Origin of the sequence: Streptomyces sp. P1-3, from assembly GCF_050613155.1 — a bacterium.
GTDB lineage: Bacteria > Actinomycetota > Actinomycetes > Streptomycetales > Streptomycetaceae > Streptomyces.
Genome location: NZ_CP192512.1, coordinates 649,450 through 668,685, shown reverse-complemented (window position 1 = coordinate 668,685; position 19,236 = coordinate 649,450). Strand labels below are relative to the sequence as shown.

The 19,236-nt window shown below is 73.1% G+C and carries 15 protein-coding genes and 1 riboswitch; of the genes, 6 read left to right on the top strand and 9 right to left on the bottom strand.

The window, feature by feature from the left end; genetic code table 11:
* Positions 1-5: 5 nt before the first annotated feature.
* From ACQUSR_RS02935 to ACQUSR_RS02920, 4 genes are all read right to left on the bottom strand, one after another.
* Positions 6-440, bottom strand: coding sequence for a hypothetical protein (locus ACQUSR_RS02935; protein ID WP_431040938.1), 435 nt, complete (start codon positions 438-440; stop codon positions 6-8).
* A 90-nt stretch (positions 441-530) separates the two neighbouring features.
* Complete coding sequence (locus tag ACQUSR_RS02930) at positions 531-890, bottom strand: UBP-type zinc finger domain-containing protein (protein WP_431040937.1); 360 nt, start codon at positions 888-890, stop codon at positions 531-533.
* 61 nt (positions 891-951) lie between these two features.
* Entirely contained in the window at positions 952-2,424 is a 1,473-nt protein-coding gene (locus ACQUSR_RS02925) for a PepSY-associated TM helix domain-containing protein (protein ID WP_431040936.1), read from the bottom strand.
* Between the two features lie 168 nt (positions 2,425-2,592).
* Positions 2,593-3,300, bottom strand: coding sequence for a hypothetical protein (locus ACQUSR_RS02920; RefSeq protein WP_431040935.1), 708 nt, complete (start codon positions 3,298-3,300; stop codon positions 2,593-2,595).
* A 228-nt stretch (positions 3,301-3,528) separates the two neighbouring features.
* On the opposite strand from ACQUSR_RS02920, the gene ACQUSR_RS02915 reads away from it, so the two are divergent.
* The gene (locus tag ACQUSR_RS02915; RefSeq protein ID WP_431040934.1) at positions 3,529-5,313 is read left to right on the top strand and encodes a DUF885 domain-containing protein; all 1,785 of its coding nucleotides are present in this window, start codon (positions 3,529-3,531) and stop codon (positions 5,311-5,313) included.
* A gap of 81 nt (positions 5,314-5,394) precedes the next feature.
* Here the strand turns inward: ACQUSR_RS02915 and ACQUSR_RS02910 are convergent, their stop codons facing one another.
* Together ACQUSR_RS02910 and ACQUSR_RS02905 are read right to left on the bottom strand one after the other, a co-directional pair.
* Entirely contained in the window at positions 5,395-6,558 is a 1,164-nt protein-coding gene (locus ACQUSR_RS02910; RefSeq protein WP_431040933.1) for an AAA family ATPase, read from the bottom strand.
* Positions 6,559-6,680: 122 nt separating this feature from the next.
* On the bottom strand, positions 6,681-8,111 hold the full coding sequence (locus tag ACQUSR_RS02905) for a short-chain fatty acyl-CoA regulator family protein (protein ID WP_431040932.1): 1,431 nt from the start codon (positions 8,109-8,111) through the stop codon (positions 6,681-6,683).
* A 224-nt stretch (positions 8,112-8,335) separates the two neighbouring features.
* On the opposite strand from ACQUSR_RS02905, the gene aceA reads away from it, so the two are divergent.
* The 5 genes from aceA (at position 8,336) to ACQUSR_RS02880 (ending at position 17,520) form a co-directional block, all read left to right on the top strand.
* Complete coding sequence (gene aceA / locus ACQUSR_RS02900; RefSeq protein ID WP_431040931.1) at positions 8,336-9,625, top strand: isocitrate lyase; 1,290 nt, start codon at positions 8,336-8,338, stop codon at positions 9,623-9,625.
* A 107-nt stretch (positions 9,626-9,732) separates the two neighbouring features.
* Positions 9,733-11,325 carry a malate synthase A gene (gene aceB / locus ACQUSR_RS02895; RefSeq protein ID WP_431040930.1) on the top strand — a complete coding sequence of 531 codons (1,593 nt, stop codon included), beginning with the start codon at positions 9,733-9,735 and terminating at the stop codon, positions 11,323-11,325.
* Positions 11,322-12,212: a 3-hydroxybutyryl-CoA dehydrogenase gene (locus tag ACQUSR_RS02890; RefSeq protein ID WP_431040929.1), complete on the top strand. Its 891-nt coding sequence runs from the start codon at positions 11,322-11,324 to the stop codon at positions 12,210-12,212. Before aceB ends, ACQUSR_RS02890 begins: the two co-directional genes overlap by 4 nt.
* A gap of 127 nt (positions 12,213-12,339) precedes the next feature.
* Positions 12,340-12,535: riboswitch (cobalamin riboswitch) on the top strand.
* Between the two features lie 199 nt (positions 12,536-12,734).
* On the top strand, positions 12,735-15,059 hold the full coding sequence (gene metE / locus ACQUSR_RS02885; protein WP_431040928.1) for a 5-methyltetrahydropteroyltriglutamate--homocysteine S-methyltransferase: 2,325 nt from the start codon (positions 12,735-12,737) through the stop codon (positions 15,057-15,059).
* 175 nt (positions 15,060-15,234) lie between these two features.
* A complete protein-coding gene (locus ACQUSR_RS02880) occupies positions 15,235-17,520 on the top strand; it encodes an MMPL family transporter (protein WP_431040927.1) in 2,286 nt (761 codons plus the stop codon).
* Positions 17,521-17,569: 49 nt separating this feature from the next.
* On the opposite strand, the gene ACQUSR_RS02875 is transcribed toward ACQUSR_RS02880, so the two are convergent.
* The 3 genes from ACQUSR_RS02875 to ACQUSR_RS02865 are packed head-to-tail and all read right to left on the bottom strand — an operon-like array spanning position 17,570 to position 19,230.
* Positions 17,570-18,172, bottom strand: a complete 603-nt coding sequence (locus ACQUSR_RS02875) for a DUF2867 domain-containing protein (RefSeq protein ID WP_431040926.1) — start codon at positions 18,170-18,172, stop codon at positions 17,570-17,572.
* Between the two features lie 25 nt (positions 18,173-18,197).
* Positions 18,198-18,863: a TetR/AcrR family transcriptional regulator gene (locus ACQUSR_RS02870; protein WP_431040925.1), complete on the bottom strand. Its 666-nt coding sequence runs from the start codon at positions 18,861-18,863 to the stop codon at positions 18,198-18,200.
* 49 nt (positions 18,864-18,912) lie between these two features.
* The gene (locus ACQUSR_RS02865) at positions 18,913-19,230 is read right to left on the bottom strand and encodes a DUF4326 domain-containing protein (RefSeq protein ID WP_431040924.1); all 318 of its coding nucleotides are present in this window, start codon (positions 19,228-19,230) and stop codon (positions 18,913-18,915) included.
* Positions 19,231-19,236: the final 6 nt, after the last annotated feature.

The window sequence follows — 19,236 nt, the reverse complement described above, 5'->3', positions numbered from 1 at the left end:
GGCCGTCACCGGTGCTTGTTCCCGCACTCGGCGATGAGGGACAGGCCGATGCCCAGCATCCACACGTCCTTGGCCAGCGGGATTCCCTGGTCGGTGGGGCGCAGGCTGCCTTCCCGGCGCATCCCCGGCGTGCGCAGGTAGAGCCCGAGGGTGCCGGCGGAGAAGGCGGTCAGCGCGGCTCCGGCGACGGCGGCGGGGACCACGGGCAGGAGCAACGCGGCGGCGACGGCGATCTCGCCGGTGGAGAGCAACCGGACGAAGCGCTGGGCGTCGAGTTTGCCGAGGAACGGATAGGTGGTGGCCGCGAACTGGTGCAGCTGCTCGGCGGCGGCCTCGTCCGCGTCGCGCTTCGCCAGCCCCGAGTTGAGGAAGAACGTGCCGACGGTGAGCCTGAGCGGCAGCTGCCGCGCCGCGGATCGCCAAGCAGAACCGGATCCCATCCTGAGCCTCCAACCGGTGGCCCCCGCCTACCACCCTGCCATCCGTCCCAGGCGTGTCAAACGCACGGATCCGCCTGGGGGAGCGGCGTTTCAGTGCAGGTACCGCCGCCAGTCCGCGGGCACCTTGCCCCGCGGGCCCGGGGTCGGCTGGGAGGCCGGGTGCGAGGCGGGCGGGGGCAGCGGCGGCCCGTCGTAGTACTGGTCGGTGTCGATGTTCCAGAACCAGCTCTCGCCCGGCTCGAAGCTGGTCAGGAACGGGTGCCCGGCCTCGCGCGCGTGCTTCGTGCCGTGCTGCGAGGGCGAGGAGTCGCAGCAGCCGATGTGCCCGCACGCGGCGCAGCGCCGCAGGTGCAACCACCATCCCGGCCCGTCACCCGCCAGGCACTCGACGCAGCCGTCTCCACTCGGAGCCGCGGTCGGATCGATGCCCGGGGCCGCATCACGTCCCATGGACCCAGCATGCATCCGCCGGCTCCGGCACGCCCGCGCACCGGAGCCGACGAGCCTGGCCTCAGGCGCGGGCGGAGCGCCTACGAGCGGCCAGGCCGACCACCGTGTCCACGGCGAGGAACAGCACCAGCCCGATCCCGAACAGCGGGACCAGCCAGCCGACCACCGCGAGAGCGCCCACCAGCGGCAGCAGCGTCGGCAGCGGGACGCGCCGCCACGTGCCGCGCGGCATCGGCCGCCCGACGCCCAGACGGCGCTCCTGCGCGGGCCGCCGCTGCCACCACATCCGGTAGCCCCACACGATGAGCAGGATGAGCCCCACCATCAGGGCCGCCAGCGCGATCTGGTTGGCCAGCCCGAACAGCACGCCCATGTGGCCGTCGATGCCCCAGCGGGTGAGCTTGGCGAGCAGCGGATAGTCCGCGAAGCGCACCTCGTCGACGACCGCGCCGGTACCGGGGTGCACGGCCATCGAGTCCAGGTGCACCGGCCACTGCTTGTCGATCTGCTTGACGACGTACGCGGTGCCCTCGCTCGGCGCGGCGATCTCGATGGGGGCGCCCGCCAGCTTCTTCTCGCGGGCGATGTCGAGCACCTTGTCGATCCCGATGTCCGGGCCCTTGGTGGCGTGGGTGCCGCCACCGCCATGGCCGGCGTGGTCGCCGTGCCCGCCGGCCGCCTCATCGGCGCCGGGCAGCGTCGCCGTTATGGCCGGGGTGGCGCCGCGCAGCTCCGTACGCAGCACGTCGATCTTCTCGCCCGCGTACGTCGACCAGGTCAGACCGGTCGCCGAGAGGAACACCAGCCCGAGCACGGCCCACAGGCCGACCGCTCCGTGCCGGGTCAGGGTGCGCTTGCGGCCCTTCGCGGCGCGCTCGGGGAGCAGCAGGCCGCGCGCGCCGCGGCCGGATCGCCTGCGCTTGATCCACAGCAGCAGGCCGCCGAGGGCGACGACCCACAGCCAGCTGGCGGCCAGCTCGCTGTACAGCCGGCCAGGCTCGCCCAGGTGCAGGTTCCCGTGCAGGTCGGCGACCCAGGAGCGGAAGGGCAGCGCGCCGAAGTCGCTCTCGAGCGCGCCGCGCACCTCGGCGGTGTACGGGTCGACGAAGACGGTGAGCGACTTGTCCTCGTCCACGCTCGGGTCGCTGAGGATGACCTGGGTGGTGGCGCCGTCCTCGGCGGACGGCCGCACCGCGGAGAGCGTGCCGTCGGGATGTGCGTCCAGGGCCGCCCGCACCTGACGGGACAGCGGAACGGTGTGCTCCCCGACCGGGACGCGCAGCTCGTCCGCGTAGAGGTACTTCTCTATCTGGAAGGACGCCGCGTAGAGCGTCCCCGTGACGGCTGCGACGAGCAGGAACGGCGCGATGAGCACGCCGGCGTAGAAGTGCAGCCGCATGACGAGCGGGCGCAGCCCTGCCCAGCCGCGCTGCGGTGCGGTGGTGTCGGCCGTGGGCGGCGCCTCGGGTCTCTCGGCGGCCTGGTCCTCGGCGTGGACGGTCTCGGTCCCCTGTACGGGGTCGTCGGCGGACATGGGTTTCCTTCGGGGTTCGGCGCCCGCGTACGGGCAGGGCCGTGCGCGGTGATGACGGGGGAGTGGCCGCCGTGCTTCTTGCGCGCGGCGGAGCGCGCCCGTCGCCTGGCCGAGGTCGGAGGGACCTGCGAGGTCGGAAGGACCTGTCCGGGGCCTCCCCCAGGTCCTTCAGGCCCCCTGTGCCTGCGGGCCGACGGGCGCGGTGTCGAGGAACACCGCGCTGGTCGGCGGCCCGCGCCGGGACAGGACGTGACCGAGGAGTACGCTCCGCGGCCGCCCGCCGCCGGTGTACCGCGCCGGTGGCCGTACGGCGGGAGGCGTGGCCCATCGCCGTATCGCGGCCATGGCCAGGGAGAGCGGTGCGAAGGCGAGCGCCCGCACACATCGCAGGAGCTGGAAGAAGGCGGCTTCGCCGCGCCACAGCCACAGCGCGCAGAGGAGCGCCGCGAGCAGGTGGAGGGTGAGCATGGCCGCCGAGCCGTAGCCGGTCGCGCACATGGCCGTCTCGGCACTGTCAGCGAGCGACGCGGCGCGCGGCGGACGCGTCGCATGGTGGGCCGCGTACTCGGCCGCGTGCCGGACCGGTGCCGCGTGTGCCGCGTGCTCCGCGTGTGCCACGGCCCGCTGCCCACCCGAGAAGATCAGGTGCAGGCCCCCTTGCACCGCCAGCAGCCCGCCGCCGATCGCGAGGACACCGCGCCGCCGGCCCCCGGCCAGCCACGCGGCCACGCCCGTGACGGCGAACGTCGCGAGCAGCGCGGACAGCGGAATGTGGTGGCCCGATGCCGCAGCGTGTCCGGCCGCTGCCAGAAGCACGCACACCGCCGCGAACAGCGCGGCGCGTACGAGCCGCACAGGCGACCGGGCTTCCACCATGACCCGACATGTTCGCATCACGGCGCGACGGGCGTGTCGGTGGGGCCGCCCAGCCGCGGCCGGGGGCAGGGGCCGGCCGAGCGGCTGCCGGAGACGAGGCCTTCGGCGGCCGGTTCCGATCGGTCTCCCGGCCGGTGCGGTCGCGGTCATGCGTACGGTCGAGCCCGCTGGGCAGCGTGACGGAGCGGCACAGAGCCGCGGCCACTGACAGTCGGGAGGGGTGCGGACATGGCCGGTGGGGCATTTGACCGTCCGGGCGGCGCAGGGGGAACGGCCCATGGCGCCGCGCGCCGGAGCGCGGCAGGGGAGGGCGACGCGCGGACCGGGCAGGAGCAGGCTCACGACGGCGCGCTGCCGCGCCAGGTCGCCGAAGCGTACGTCGACGCCCTCATCCGGCTCGACCCGCTCGTCGGCACCCTCCTCGGAGTGCCGGAGAGCGCGGGTGACCTCCCCGACTTCTCGCCCGCCGGCCAGGAGGCCGCCGCCGAGCTCGCCCGTGCCACGCTCGCCCGGCTCGGGGCGGCCGAGGCCCTGCCGAACGCGGACAGCGACGGGGAGCGGCGCTGCGCGCGGCTGCTGCGCGAGCGGCTGACCGCGGAACTCGCGCTGCACGAAGCGGGAGAGGGGCTGCGGCAGGTCAGCAACCTCGCCTCCCCGCTGCACCGGGTCCGCAAGATCTTCCCCCTCATGCCCACGGCGACCGACGACGAGTGGGCCGCGATCGGCCGGCGGCTGCGGGCGGTGTCCGACGCGTTCGACGGGTACCGGGCCGCGCTCGCCGAGGGTGTACGGCGCGGGCTGTCCGCCGGACCCCGGCAGGTCCGCGCCAACATCGGCCAGCTGGAGGAGTGGCTGGGCGCGGACGGCGGCTGGTTCGCCGACTTCGTCGCCGCCGGTCCCGAGGCTCTGCGCACCGAGCTGGCCGAGGCCGCGGAGACCGCCACGGCCGCCGTCGCGGAACTGCACGACTGGTTCCTCAACGTGTACGGCCCGCTGGTCGCGGACGCCCCGGACGTGGTGGGCCGCGAGCGCTACGCCCGCTTCGCCCGCTACCACACCGGCACCGACCTGGACCTCGACGAGGCGTACGCCTACGGCTGGTCCGAGTTCCACCGCCTGCTCGCCGAGATGCGGGCCGAGGCGGAGAAGGCGCTGCCCGGGGCCGGTACCCCCTGGGAGGCCATGGCCTGGCTGGACCGGCACGGCCAGGCCGTCGAGGGCGTCGAGGAGACCAGGGCGTGGTTGCAGTCCCTCATGGACGAGACCGCCGAAGCGCTGGACGGCACCCACTTCGACCTGCCGGAGCGGATCAAACGCGTCGAGTCCCGGATCGCACCCCCCGGCAGCGCCGCCGCGCCGTACTACACCTCGCCCTCGCTGGACTTCTCGCGCCCGGGCCGCACCTGGCTGCCCACGCTGGGCCGGACCCGCTTCCCCGTCCACGGCCTGGTCTCCACCTGGTACCACGAGGGTGTGCCCGGACACCATCTCCAGCTGGCCCAGTGGACCCTGCTCGCCGGCGACCTCTCCCGGTACCAGACGAGGGTGGGCAAGGTCAGCGCCAACACCGAGGGCTGGGCGCTGTACGCGGAGCGGCTGATGGACGAACTGGGCTTCCTCACCGACCCCGAACGCCGACTCGGCTATCTCGACCACCAGATGATGCGGGCCATCCGGGTCGTCATCGACATCGGCATGCACCTGGGGCTCCGGATCCCCGCGGACTCGCCCTGCCACGCCGGAGAGCGCTGGACACCCGCGCTGGCGCGGGACTTCTTCGGCCGGTATTCCGGCCGCCCCACCTCGTACATCGAGAGCGAGATCATCCGCTACCAGGGCAGGCCGGGCCAGGCCATCGGCTACAAACTCGGCGAACGCGCCTGGCTGCGCGGCCGGGAGGCCGCCCGCGCCCGGCACGGCTCCGGCTTCGACCTCAAGCGCTGGCACATGGCGGCGCTGTCCCAGGGCTCGCTGGGCCTGGCCGACCTCGAGACCGAACTCGCCCTGCTCTGAGCGGCTCCCCGGCGTGCCCGGCCACCGTAGGGGGCGAGCGCGGCGGCGAGCTCGGCGGGGTCGCCGGTGCCGATCAGCACGTCAGCGCTTGGGCCAGTGCCACAGCGGTTCGTCCAACAGGCCCTCGCGGCCCGCGACATCCGTCTGACCGAGCGCGTCCTTGACCAGGGCTATGGAGTTGACATCGAGCCGGTGGCGTCCGGCGCCGCCGGTGAGGGCCTCGGCCAGGTCCGGCGCGTGCGTGACCACCACGATCTGGGTGTCCCGGGACGCGGTGAGGATCAGGTCGGCCAGCGGTGGCAGCAGGGCCGGGTGCAGGCTGGACTCCGGCTCGTTGAGGACGAGCAGCGCGGGCGGACGAGGGGTGAGCAGCGCGGCGGTCCACAGCAGATAGCGCAGTGTGCCGTCGGACAGCTCGGCCGCGCCGAGCGGGCGCAGCAGCCCGCTCTGGTGCAGCCGCAGCTCGAACCGGCCGCCCTCACTGGCGATCTCCACCCTGCTGCCGGGGAACGCCGCGTCCACGGCGGCGTCGAGGGCCTCGTGGTCACCGGTCTCGCGGATCGTCTGGAGCGCGGCCGCGAGGTCCGAGCCGTCGTGGCCGAGCACCGGCGTGCGGGTACCGATCCGGGCGCTGCGCGCGGGTGCGTGCGCGTCGGTGCGGACGTGGTCGTAGAACCGCCAGGACCGTATGTGCTCACGCAGCCGCAGCAGGTCGGGGGCGAGCTGCGGGTCGGCGAGCTCGCTGAGCATGCTGTCGTAGGGGCGGACGGTGTTCACCGAGGTGTGCCAGGTGCCGTCCGCGGTGCGGGTGCGCACGGCGGGGCCGGAGCGGTCCGAGAGGAGCGCGGCCGGGCGCAGCACGGGGCCGGCCCATGTGCACTCGCGCTTGATCTCGGGGTCCAGGTTGAACATGGACGGCGCACCCGGGCCGCCGGAGGTCGGGATCGGGTGCCCGAAGTCGACCGCGTACCCGAACTCGTCACCGGCGAAGCCGAGACGGAGGCTGACGGCGGGCGAGCGGCCCGCACCCCGCCGCTCTCCCGCCCACAGGGTGGAGGGCAGCCCGCCCTCGCGTGCCAGCGCCGCCACCGCGCCGCCCCGGGCCGCGTCCGCCAGCAGCCGCAGGGCCCGGTAGAGGCTGGTCTTGCCGGTTCCGTTCGCGCCGGTGATCACGTTGAGCCGGTCCAGCGGGACGATCAGGCGGCGCAGGGAGCGGTAGTTCTCGACAGCGAGCGTGGTGAGCATGCGATCTCTCGGTGCATAGCGGATGGATCTTTCCCCCAGTGTGCCAAGGGGGTCTGACAGCGCCCACCGGTCGCACCGCGCGCGGCGGCGTCCGCCGCCGCACCCAGCGGCCGCCGGGTGCGTCAGGGGTCCCGCCGTTCCCGCACCGGGTACGGCACGAAGGTGCTGCTGTTCTCGTCGATGGCGAGGGGCTGGCCGAGCGGGGGTACGGCGCGCTGCGGGCAGTCCAGGCGTTCGCAGACGCGGCAGCCCATGCCGATCGGGGTCGCGGCCGAGGCGTTGTCGAGGTCGAGCCCGTCGGAGTACACGAGCCGGGAGGCGTGCCGGATCTCGCAGCCCAGGCCGATGGCGAACGTCTTGCCGGGCTCACCCCAGCCGCCCCGGTGCCGGGTGACCGTGCGCGCGGTCCACAGATGGCGCTGCCCGTCCGGCATGGCGGCGATCTGGACATGGATGCGGCCCGGTGCGGCGAACGCCTCGTACACGTTCCACAGGGGGCAGGTGCCGCCGGCGCGGGAGAAGTGGAAACCGGTCGCGGACTGGCGCTTGGACATGTTGCCCGCGCGGTCCACCCGGACGAAGGAGAACGGCACCCCGCGAAGGCGCGGGCGCTGGAGGGTGCTCAGCCGGTGGCACACGGTCTCGTAGCCGAGCCCGAAGCGGTCGGTGAGGCGTTCGATGTCGTAGCGCACCTCCTCCGCGGCGGTGTGGAAGGCGCGGTACGGCAGGATCAGCGCGGCGGCGAAGTAGTTGGCGACGCCGATCCGGGCCAGCGACCAGGTGGCGGAGTCCTCCTCGTAGTCCTCCGAGGCCAGCCGGGAGAGCTCCGCGCCGTGTTCGAGCAGGGCGATCTGGGTGGCCAGCCGGAAGGCCTGCTGGCCGGGGCGCAGCCTGCTGGACAGATGCAGGACCCGGCCGGCCGGGTCGTAGTGGTGCAGCCGGTCGGAGTGGCGCGGCCGGTCGGAGCCGGTGGCGAGGCGTACACCGTGCCGTTCGGTGAGCCGGGCGGTGAGGGCGCGCAGCACCTCGCCGGGCCGGATGCCGAGCTCGTGGGCCAGCTCCTCGGCGGCGACGTCCGCGTCGTGCACGTAGTTCCGCCGGCGGTAGAAGAACTCGCGGATCTCCTCGTGCGGCGAGCGCGGCGCGGCCGTACCGGCGGCTCCGGCGCGGCCTTCGGAGACCTGGGCGAGCTGCTCGGTCAGCGCCTGGTTGCGCCGCCCCAGATCGAGCAGGACCGCGGCGGCGGCGGGCAGCCGGGAGGCGAGTTCCGACAGGTCGGAGGGGGTGATCCGGGCGCCGGCGACCTCATCCGCGAGGGCTTCCCGCAGGTCCGCCAGGACCCGGCTGGTGTCGTGCTCGGAGAAGAAGCCGGGGTCCACGCCGAACGCCTCGGTCAGCCGCAGCAGCACGGGCACCGTCAGCGGCCGGGAGTCGTGCTCCATCTGGTTCAGATAGCTCGGGGAGATGGCCAGCACCCGGGCGAGCTCCGCCTGGCTGAGCCCGCGCTCCTCGCGCAGCCGCCGCAGACGCGCCCCCGCGTAGGTCTTGCTCACTCGAAATCCGCCCTTCGCATGATTGGCAAACCGCGTGGAGAAGATTCGCAAAGCTTGGCACATGGCCACGGTTGTTGGCACCCAGTGCCGCTGACAGAGTCTCCATATGGCCAGCCGGGCCCGGTAGTCGGTTGGCTGGCCAGCAAATCGGCGGCACTCAGTGACGTGCCCTTCGCACAGTTCACAACACCTTTGCGAATCCACGCGACCCCCGGGAGACGGCCATGGCGCAGGCAGGGACGACGACGGCGACGGCTGAAGAGCTGGCACGGCGGTGGGCGACGGACCCGCGCTGGAAGGGGGTGGAGCGCACCTACGGCGCCGAGGACGTGGTGCGCCTGTCCGGCAGCGTCCGCGAGGAGCACACCCTGGCCAGGCGCGGAGCCGAGCGCCTGTGGCGCCAACTGCACGGCCAGGACTACATCCACGCCCTCGGCGCGCTCACCGGCGGCCAGGCCGTGCAGCAGGTCAGGGCCGGGCTCCAGGCCATCTACCTGTCCGGCTGGCAGGTGGCGGCCGACGCCAACCAGGCCGGGCACACCTACCCCGACCAGTCCCTCTACCCCGCCAACTCCGTGCCGCAGGTGGTGCGCCGGATCAACAACGCGCTGCTGCGCGCCGACCAGGTCGCCACCGCGGAAGGCGACGGGGACACCACCGACTGGCTCGCGCCGATCGTCGCCGACGCCGAGGCCGGGTTCGGCGGCCCGCTGAACGCCTTCGAGCTGACCAAGGCGATGATCGCCGCCGGAGCGGCCGGCATCCACTACGAGGACCAGCTCGCCTCCGAGAAGAAGTGCGGCCACCTCGGCGGCAAGGTGCTCGTGCCCACCGCCCAGCACATCCGCACCCTCAACGCCGCCCGTCTGGCCGCGGACATCGCCGACGTCCCGACCGTCATCGTGGCCCGTACCGACGCGCTCGCCGCGAACCTGCTGACCAGCGACGTCGACGAGCGGGACGCCCGGTTCTGCACCGGCGAGCGCACCGCGGAGGGCTTCTACCGGGTCGAGAACGGCATGGCACCGGCGATCGCCCGCGGCCTGGCCTACGCCCCGTACGCCGACCTGCTGTGGATGGAGACCGGCACGCCGGACCTGGCCCAGGCCCGGGAGTTCGCCGAGGCCATCCACGCCCGGTACCCGGACCAGATGCTGGCGTACAACTGCTCGCCGTCGTTCAACTGGAAGGCGGCGCTGGACGACGACCAGATCGCCAAGTTCCAGCGGGAACTGGGGGCGATGGGCTACCGCTTCCAGTTCATCACGCTGGCCGGCTTCCACTCGCTCAACCACGGCATGTTCGACCTGGCCCGCGGCTACGCCGAGCACGGCATGACCGCCTATGTCGACCTCCAGGAGCGGGAGTTCGCCGCCCAGAGCGAGGGCTTCACCGCGGTGCGGCACCAGCGCGAGGTCGGCACCGGCTACTTCGACCTGGTGTCCACCGCCGTCAACCCGGCCTCCTCGACCACCGCGCTGACCGGCTCCACCGAGGAAGAGCAGTTCCACTAGGCACCCCGTCGGCCGGGGCGCCACCCCGCGCCGGGCAACCCGCAGACAGGTGGGGGCCGGCCACTCCGCTTCACCCGGCCCCCACCGCTCCGCCCGAGGAGACCCGCATGTCCGCTACCCAATTGAGCAGCCGCGTCCAGGTTCTGGGCGAGCCGGGCGACCGCCACGACGAGATCCTCACCCCCGCGGCACTGGACTTCATCGCCCGCCTCGACGCGGCCGTCGCCGGCCGGCGCTTCGAACTGCTCGCCGAGCGCCGCCGCCGCGCCGAACGGCTCGCCTCCGGCGCACCACTGGACTTCCCGCTCGCGACCACCGCCATCCGCGCCGACCCCGACTGGCGCGTCGCCCCGCCCGCGCCGGGCCTGACCGACCGCCGGGTGGAGATCACCGGCCCGCCCGAGCGCAGGATGACCGTCAACGCCCTCAACTCCGGGGCACAGGTGTGGATGGCCGACTTCGAAGACGCCACCGCCCCCATCTGGGACAACATCATCGGCGGCCAGCTGAACCTGCTCGACGCCTGTCGGCGCCGCATCGACTTCACCACCCCCGACGGCAGGGCGTACCGGCTCGGCGACGACCCCGCCACCATCATGGTCCGCCCCCGCGGCTGGCACCTCACCGAGCAGCACCTGCTCATCGACGGCCGCCCCGTGCCCGCCTCACTCGTCGACCTCGGGCTGTACTTCTTCCACTGCGCCCAGCGGCAGATCGACGCCGGCCACGGCCCGTACTTCTACCTGCCCAAGCTGGAGAACCGTTACGAAGCCCGCCTGTGGAACGACGTCTTCGTCATCGCCCAGGACCTGCTCGGCATCCCGCGCGGCACCATCCGGGCCACCGTCCTCATCGAGACCATCACCGCCGCCTGCGAGATGGAGGAGATCCTCTACGAACTGCGCGAGCACTCCGCCGGGCTGAACGCGGGCCGCTGGGACTACCTCTTCAGCCTGATCAAGAACTTCGCGCACCGCCCCGACTTCGTCCTCCCGGACCGGGCGAAGGTCACCATGACCGCGCCGTTCATGCGCGCCTACACCGAACTGCTGGTACGAACCTGCCACAAGCGGGGCGCCCACGCGATCGGCGGCATGGCCGCCCATGTCCCCAGCCGCGACGCGCAGGCCAACGAGGCGGCTCTCGCCACGGTGCGCCTGGACAAGGAGCGCGAGGCCGAGGACGGCTTCGACGGCTCCTGGGTGGCCCACCCCGGCCTCGTCCCCGTCTGCCGCGACGTCTTCGACGGAGTGCTGGGCGACCGGCCCCACCAGATCGAACGCACCCGCGACGATGTGGAGGTGACCGCCGCCGACCTGCTGGCCGTCCGCCGCGTCAGCGGCCCGCCGACGCCCGAAGGCATCCGCGCGAACATCGCCGTCGCCCTGCGCTACTTCGACGCCTGGCTGCGCGGCAGCGGCGCCGTCGCGCTCCACGGGCTCATGGAGGACGCCGCGACCGCGGAGATCGCCCGCTGCCAGATCTGGCAGTGGGTACGCCACGGCGCCGCCGACCGCGACACCGTGCTGCGGCTGCTCGACACCGAGCGCGCGGCCCTGGAACGAGAACGACCCGACGCGCGCGCCGCGGAGGCCCGGGGCATCCTCGAACGCACCGCGCTGGCGAAGGAACTTCCGGCGTTCTTCACCCCCGACGCCTACGCGCGCCACCTCGTCCGCCGGCCGGAGGTGCGGTCATGAGCGCCTCCCTCCAGACCGTGAGCGGGTCCGTCCAGCGGGTCGGCGTGGTCGGCGGCGGCCAGATGGGCGCCGGCATCGCGGAGGTCTGCGCCCGCGCCGGGCTCGACACCGTGGTCTGCGAGGCGGACGCCGCGGCGGCCCGCGGGGCCCGGGAACGCGTGGCCGCCTCCCTCGAACGCGCCGTCCGGCGCGGCAGACTGGACCGCGTCCGCGCCGAGGACGCGCTTGCCCGGCTCGTCTTCACCGGCAGCCTCGACGACCTGGCCGACCGGCAGCTCGTCGTCGAGGCCGCCGTGGAGAACGCGGACGTGAAGACCGGGATCTTCGCCGCCCTCGACAAGATCGTCGAGGATCCGGAGGCGGTGCTGGCCACGAACACCTCCGCCATCCCCGTGATGCGCCTCGGCATGGCGACCCAGCGCGCCGACCGCGTGCTGGGCCTGCACTTCTTCAACCCGGTGCCCGTCATGCCGCTGGTGGAGATCGTCACCTCACTGCACACGAGCGCCGAAACGGTCCGTACCGCCGAGGACTTCGCCACCGCGACGCTCGGCAAGACCGCGATCCGCTCCCAGGACCGATCAGGGTTCGTCGTCAACGCCCTGCTCATCCCCTACCTCCTCGCGGCGATCCGGATGGCCGAATCCGGCTTCGCCACCGCCGCCGACGTGGACGCCGGCATGGAGCTGGGCTGCGCCCACCCGATGGGACCGCTCAAGCTGGCCGACCTGATCGGCCTCGACACGGTCGCCGCCATCGCGGAGTCCCTGTACGGCGAGTTCAAGGAGCCCCTCTACGCCCCGCCGCCGCTGCTCCAGCGGATGGTCGAGGCGGGGCTGCTCGGGCGGAAGACGGGCCGGGGATTCCACACCTACGACCGGGGCTGAGGGGCCCTGGGCCGGGGCCGGGGCCGAGGGAACCCGGGCCGCCGCGGGGCGGGGCGTGGAGCGGGCGACCGACCTGCTCCACGCCCCCGCTGCGCTGACGTTCCGTCCGGCGCTAGGCTGGCGGATGCAGCTGGTTCGCCCTGCCCGCCAGGCAGGCGCGTCGTAAGAGGGAACCCGGTGGGAATCCGGGACTGCCCCGCAGCGGTGAGCGGGAACGACCGCCGTCACACGCACTGGACCCGGCCGGGTCTGGGAAGCGACGGCCAGTAGGTGTCCGCCCTTCACGGGCGGAAGCGCCCGCGAGTCCGAAGACCTGCCCGTTGCCCGCGCGCGACCGATCGCGCGCGGAGATCTCGGTGACCTCGAGGGCGGGTCGGCGGTACTCCCGGACGCAGTCCGGGGGAGTCCACAGCGGGCGGACGCACACCGATCGTGGTGCGGTTTCCGCCTCGCTCGCCATCCCTTCGCGCCCTCGTCCCGTACCGGGATCTGTCAGGAGACACGCTCGCGAAGGAGAGTTCCGTGACAGCGAAGTCCGCAGCCGCGGCAGCACGGGCCACCGTGTACGGCTACCCCCGGCAAGGCCCGAACCGGGAACTGAAGAAGGCCGTCGAGGGCTACTGGAAGGGCCGCGTCAGCGCCGACGCCCTCCGGGAGTGCGCCGCCGCCCTGCGCCGGTCGAACTGGCGGCAGTTGGCCGACGCCGGCGTCCACGAGGTGCCGACGGGCGACTTCTCGTACTACGACCACGTCCTGGACACCAGCGTCATGGTCGGCGCGATTCCCGCCCGGCACCGCGCCGCCGTCGAGGCGGACGCACTCGACGGGTACTTCGCGATGGCCCGCGGCACCCAGGACGTGGCGCCGCTGGAGATGACCAAGTGGTTCGACACCAACTACCACTACCTGGTGCCCGAACTCGGTCCTGACACCGTCTTGACCGCCGACTCCACCAAGCAGGTCGCCGAGTTGAAGGAGGCCCTCGCCCTCGGGGCGGCCGCACGGCCGGTACTGGTCGGACCCGTCACCTACCTCCTGCTGGCCAAGCCCGCCCCCGGCGCCGCGGCGGACTTCGTCCCGCTGACGCTCCTCGACCGGCTCCTTCCGGTGTACGCCGAGGTGCTCGCCGACCTGCGCGCGGCCGGCGCCGAATGGGTGCAGCTCGACGAACCCGCCCTGGCCCAGGACCGCAGCCCGGCCGAGCTGAACGCCGCCGCCCGCGCCTACCGGGACCTGGGCGGCCTCGCCGACCGCCCGAAGCTGCTGGTCGCCTCCTACTTCGACCGGCTCGGCGAAGCCCTGCCCGTCCTGGCCAAGGCGCCGGTCGACGGACTGGCCCTCGACTTCACCGAATCCGCCGCCGCCAACCTCGACGACCTCGCCGCCGTCGGCGGGCTGCCCGGCAAGCGCCTGGTCGCCGGTGTCGTCAACGGCCGCAACATCTGGATCAACGACTTCGAGAAGTCCCTGTCCACCCTCGGCACGCTCCTCGGCCTCGCCGGCCAGGTCGACGTGTCCGCCTCCTGCTCCCTGCTGCACGTCCCGCTGGACGCCACCGCCGAGCGCGACATCGATCCGCAGGTCGCCCGCTGGCTCGCCTTCGCCCGCCAGAAGACCTCCGAGATCGTCACCCTCGCCCGCGGCCTGGCGCGGGGCACCGACACCATCGCGGCGGAACTCGCCGCCAACCGTGCCAGCCTGGCCTCCCGCGCGGGCTCCGCGCTCACCCGCGACCCGGCGGTGCGCGCCCGCGCCGCGGCCGTCACCGACGCCGACGGCCGCCGCTCGCAGTCGTACGCCGAACGGGCGGCCGCCCAGCGCGCCCACCTCCGCCTGCCCCTCCTGCCCACGACCACCATCGGCTCCTTCCCGCAGACCACCGACCTGCGTGCCGCCCGCGCCGACCTGCGCGCCGGACGCATCGACACCGCCGCCTACGAGGAGCGCATCAGGGACGAGATCCGGGAGGTCCTCTCCTTCCAGGAGAAGGCCGGGATCGACGTCCTGGTGCACGGCGAGCCCGAACGCAACGACATGGTGCAGTACTTCGCCGAGCAGCTGACGGGCTACCTCGCCACGCGGCACGGCTGGGTCCAGTCCTACGGCACCCGCTACGTCCGGCCGCCGATCCTGGCCGGCGACATCTCTCGCCCCGAACCGATGACGGTGCGCTGGACGACGTACGCCCAGTCACTCACCGACCGCCCGGTCAAGGGCATGCTCACCGGCCCCGTCACCATGCTGGCCTGGTCCTTCGTCCGCGACGACCAGCCGCTGGGCGACACCGCCCGCCAGGTCGCACTCGCCCTGCGGGACGAGGTCGGCGACCTCGAAGCGGCCGGCACCTCGGTGATCCAGGTGGACGAGCCCGCGCTGCGCGAGACGCTGCCGCTGCGCGCGGCCGACCGTCCGGCGTACCTGGAATGGGCCACCGAGGCGTTCCGCCTGACCACCAGCGGGGTCCGCCCGGACACCCAGATCCACACCCACATGTGCTACGCCGAGTTCGGCGACATCCTCCAGGCCATCGACGACCTCGACGCCGACGTCATCAGCCTGGAGGCCGCCCGCTCCCACATGCAGGTGGCCCGGGAACTCGCGACGTCCGGCTACCACCGCGAGGCCGGCCCCGGTGTCTACGACATCCACTCCCCGCGCGTCCCGACCACGGCCGAGGCCGCGGCCCTGCTGCGCAAGGGGCTCGACGCCATTCCCGCCGAGCGGCTGTGGGTCAACCCCGACTGCGGGCTGAAGACCCGCGGCTGGCCCGAGGTACGGGCCTCGCTGGAGAACATGGTGACGGCGGCCCGCGACGTCCGGGACGGCCTGCCCGCCACGACGTCCTGAGGTGCTTGCCCGCCGCGGCCTCCTGAGATGACAGCGGCCGGGACGGACGCGCGCTTTGTCCGCCCCGGCCGCGGCCGCGGCAAGCCGTGAAGATCCCACCCGGTCGCCGCCTCCCTTTCACCCGTTCTCCGGTGACGGGGTGCGGCGACCGGCAGGGCGGGCATTGAATGCTCGCATGCGGGCGCCACAGCCTCCGCGTGAGCGGGCCACATCCGGTGCACCGCGGCCGAAGGGCGGGTTGCGGCGCATCGGCGAGTGGTGCGCCCGCCACTTCGTAACCGTCATCGTCCTCTGGCTGGCCGCCCTCGCGGGACTCCAGGTACTGGACCGGGCGCACGGGGGCGAGTACTCGGACGACTTCACGCTGTCCGGCACGCAGTCGCAGGACGGCATCGACGTACTCAAGGCGCATGAACCGGCGGCCGGCGGCTACAGCGCCCAGATCGTGCTGCACGACGCCGCCGAGCCGCTCACCGATGTCAGCGGCCAGGTCTCCTCCGCCGTCGGTGACCTCAAGAAGCTGCCGCACGTGCTCGCCGTGCAGAACCCGCTGCCCGCACCAGGATCGAAGCCACCGCCGAAGCCCACCGGCGGCCAGGACGTCGGGCCGCTGTCCACCGACCAGAAGACGGCCTACATCACCGTCCGCTTCGACGTGCAGCCCTCGACGCTGGGGGACGACTACCTGGACGGCGTGGACGACGCCGTCCAACCGCTGAGGACGGCGGGCGTCCAGGTGGAATACGGCGGTCCGCTGGGCGAGCTGGACCGGCCGAGGCCGGACGACCGCGCCAGTGAGGCCATCGGCTTCGGGGTGGCGATCGTGGTGCTGCTGATCGGTTTCGGCAGCGTCCTGGCCGCCGGGCTGCCCCTGCTGACCGCGCTGATCAGCGTGATCTGCGGCCTGGCCGGCCTGGGGCTGCTGGCGGCCGCGTTCACCTTCGCCACCGTCTCACCGACGCTGGCCACGATGATCGGTATCGGCGTCGGGATCGACTACGCCCTGTTCCTGGTCACCCGGCACCGGCAGAACCTCATGCACGGCGCGGATCCGGTGCGCGCCGCCGGCCTGGCCACGGCCACCAGCGGCCGGGCGGTGCTGGTCTCGGGCTGCACCGTCATCATCGCGCTGGCCGGACTGTGGGTCTCCGGGATCTCCTTCATCGGCAAGCTGGGGCTGGCCGCGGCGGTCACCGTGGTCTCCGCGGTCCTCGGGGCGATCACCCTGGTCCCCGCGCTGCTGGGGCTCATCGGGCGGCGGATCGACACGTACCGCGTGCGCACCCCCATCGCCGAGTCGGACGCGGGGCCCGGGGAGGAGGCCCACGGCGGCTGGCATCGCCACGCGCAGCGCGTGGAGCGCCACCCCTGGTGGTTCCTGGCCGGCGGCGTCATCACCCTGGCCGTCCTGTCGATCCCGCTCTTGTCCATCCAGCTCGGGCACATCGGCGACGGCGCGGACCCGAAGTCGTTCACGGACCGGCGCGCCTTCGACCTGATGTCCTCCGCCTTCGGGCCCGGCTCGAACGGGCCGCTCACCCTCGTCATCGACCAGAGCCGGGTTCCTCAGGCCGACCGGTCCGCCCTGTCCGCACAGGCCCAGAAGGCCCTCACCGACGTGCCGGACGCGGCCACGATCACCCCGCTGACGCCCACGTCGGACGGCGACGTGCTGATCGCCACCGCCTACTCCGACGAGGCTCCGCAGGACGAGACGACCGTCGACCTGGTCAACCGCCTCACGGACGACGTGCTGCCCGAGGCGGTGTCGGGGACCGAGGCCACGACGTACGTGACGGGCACGACCGCCGCGCAGGTCGACTTCCTCGACATCGTCTCCAGCCGGCTGCCGCTGATCATCGCGGTGGTCGTCGGCCTGGCCTTCGTCGTCATCGTGATCGTCTTCCGCGGGCTGCTCGTCGCGGTCAAGGCGGCGGTGCTCAACGTGCTGTCGATCGCGGCCTCCTACGGTGTCGTGGTGGCGGTGTTCCAGTGGGGCTGGGGCGGTCCGGCACTCGGCGTCTCGGGGGATGTGCCGATCGAGAGCTATGTGCCGATGATGATGTTCGCCATCGTCTTCGGGCTGAGCATGGACTACGAGATCTTCCTGCTGTCCCGCGTCCACGAGGCATGGCTGGCGACCGGGGACCCGAAGGCGAGCGTCGCGCACGCGCTGGAGATCACCGCCCGCGTCATCACCTGTGCGGCGCTCATCATGGTCAGCGTCTTCGCGGCCTTCATCGTCAGCGACAACATCGTCGTCAAGATGCTCGGCCTGGGGCTGGCGGCGAGCGTGCTCATCGACGCCACGATCGTCCGGCTGCTGCTCGTGCCCGCCGCCATGACCCTGCTCGGCAAGTCCGCGTGGTGGACTCCGCGATGGCTGGACCGGCTGCTGCCGCACATGGACGTCGAGGGCGAGGGCGAACGGCGCGCCTCGCCCTCGGCCCCCGCCGACTGACAGCGGGCCCGGGCCCCGCGCAGGCTGTGCTGTCAGCCCAGGGGACGGGCTAGGGCGCGGGCGGCGAGTCCTGCGGCGTGCCGGCCCGCCACTCCCGTGCGATGCCTCGCATCAGCGGCGGGTACACGATCAGGTGCCGGAACGGTGCTATCGCGGCCATGTACGCCTTCCCGAACACGCCGTTCGGCTTCACCAGAACGGCCATCTGTCCCCGGTACCCACCGGCGCCGTCCGGGACCCAGGTGATGTGCATCACCCCGTGACAGGTCCGGTTGCCCATCTCCGCCGCCCACTCGTTGTCCGTCAGATAGACCGACTTGAAGGGCAGGCGGTCGAACTCCGGTCCGGACGGGCCGTCACGCAGATCGGCCGGCAGCCGGTCGCGCAGCGTCGGCACCCGGGAACCGACGCCGGCGCCCGGGTCGTCCCAGCCGAGCAGCTTCCCGAGCTTCCAGCGGATCGCGAAGAGCGTGCGGGCGGCCCAGGACGGGTTGTCCGACGTGTCGCCCGCGGTCGTCTGCCGCACCAGTCGCGGGAAGTCGTCAGGGCCTCCCGGCGTGGGCAGCGCCCACACGTCGTAGAGGCGGAAGTCGGTCGTGATCTCGTGGATCCGCCAGGGCCGGGAGGTGTGGGCGGTGTTCGGGAGCTTCATTCGTCGACCTCCAGCTGTTCGAGTGTCAGTGGTGTGTCACGGCAACGGAGTCGAGCCCGAGTACGCCGGCGGCGGCACGGGCCGCGAGCAGCTCGTCATCGGGAACCTGGCCGGCCAGTGCGATCACGGCCCCCTCGAGTACCCCGACGAAGGCGAGCGCGAGGATCCTGGCCGGCGGGCCGGGCGGGATCGCTCCCGCCTCGCGCCCGGCGTCGATGAGGCGCAGGCAGCGCGTGACGAGCATGTCGTAGTTCCGCTCGACCTCGCGCCCGACGGGATGGTCCTGCCCGCTGAACTCCAGCCGCAGCGCGATCGGCACGCGCGCCACGTCACGCCGGCAGTAGACGGCGTGGCCGCGAGCGATGGTGAGCAGCGCCGCGACGGGCTCTGATTCCTGTTCGACGAGGCGGGCCACCTCCTGCCCCCAGCTCTCGCGCCACCACTCGACCACGGCCAGGGTCAGGTCCTGCTTGTCCTTGAACTGGTGGTAGAGCGCGCCGCGCGTGTACCCGGCATCGCGTGCCACCTGTTCGAGCTTGAGGTGGCCGTAGCCGTAGCGGGAGAGCCCCCGCGCGGCCGACTCGAGCAGCGCGTTGCGCGTGCGCGCGCTCCGGTCGGCCTGGGTGGTGCGGCGAGGGCCCGCGGAACCCCGCCCTCCTGGCTGGTCCGCCCGCCGATCTCCTACATGCATGTATGTATGTTACTGCGCCGCCGCGGTCCGATGCGCGCGGGGGCGACGGTCAGCTCCCCGCGCCCGCGTCGGCCAGCTCCGCGATCACCTCGGCGTGGCAGCGCTCCGGCACGCACCAGCAGCCCAGCCTGCGGCCGCGCAGGGAGGAGAGGAGGGCGAGCAGCTCCGGCCGCTCCAGCAGATAGGCGCGGTACCGCTCGACCACTTCCTCCCGTGTGCCGTCGGGGCCCGGCCGGAACGGGCAGGCCAGCGGGGAAGCGTCGAGGTCCCAGCCGCCCCGGCGCATGGTGCGGCCGACGTACACCACGTCCGCGTACTCGGGGTCATCGCGATGGCCCTTGAGATTGACCACGGTCGTTCTGCGCATACCTGG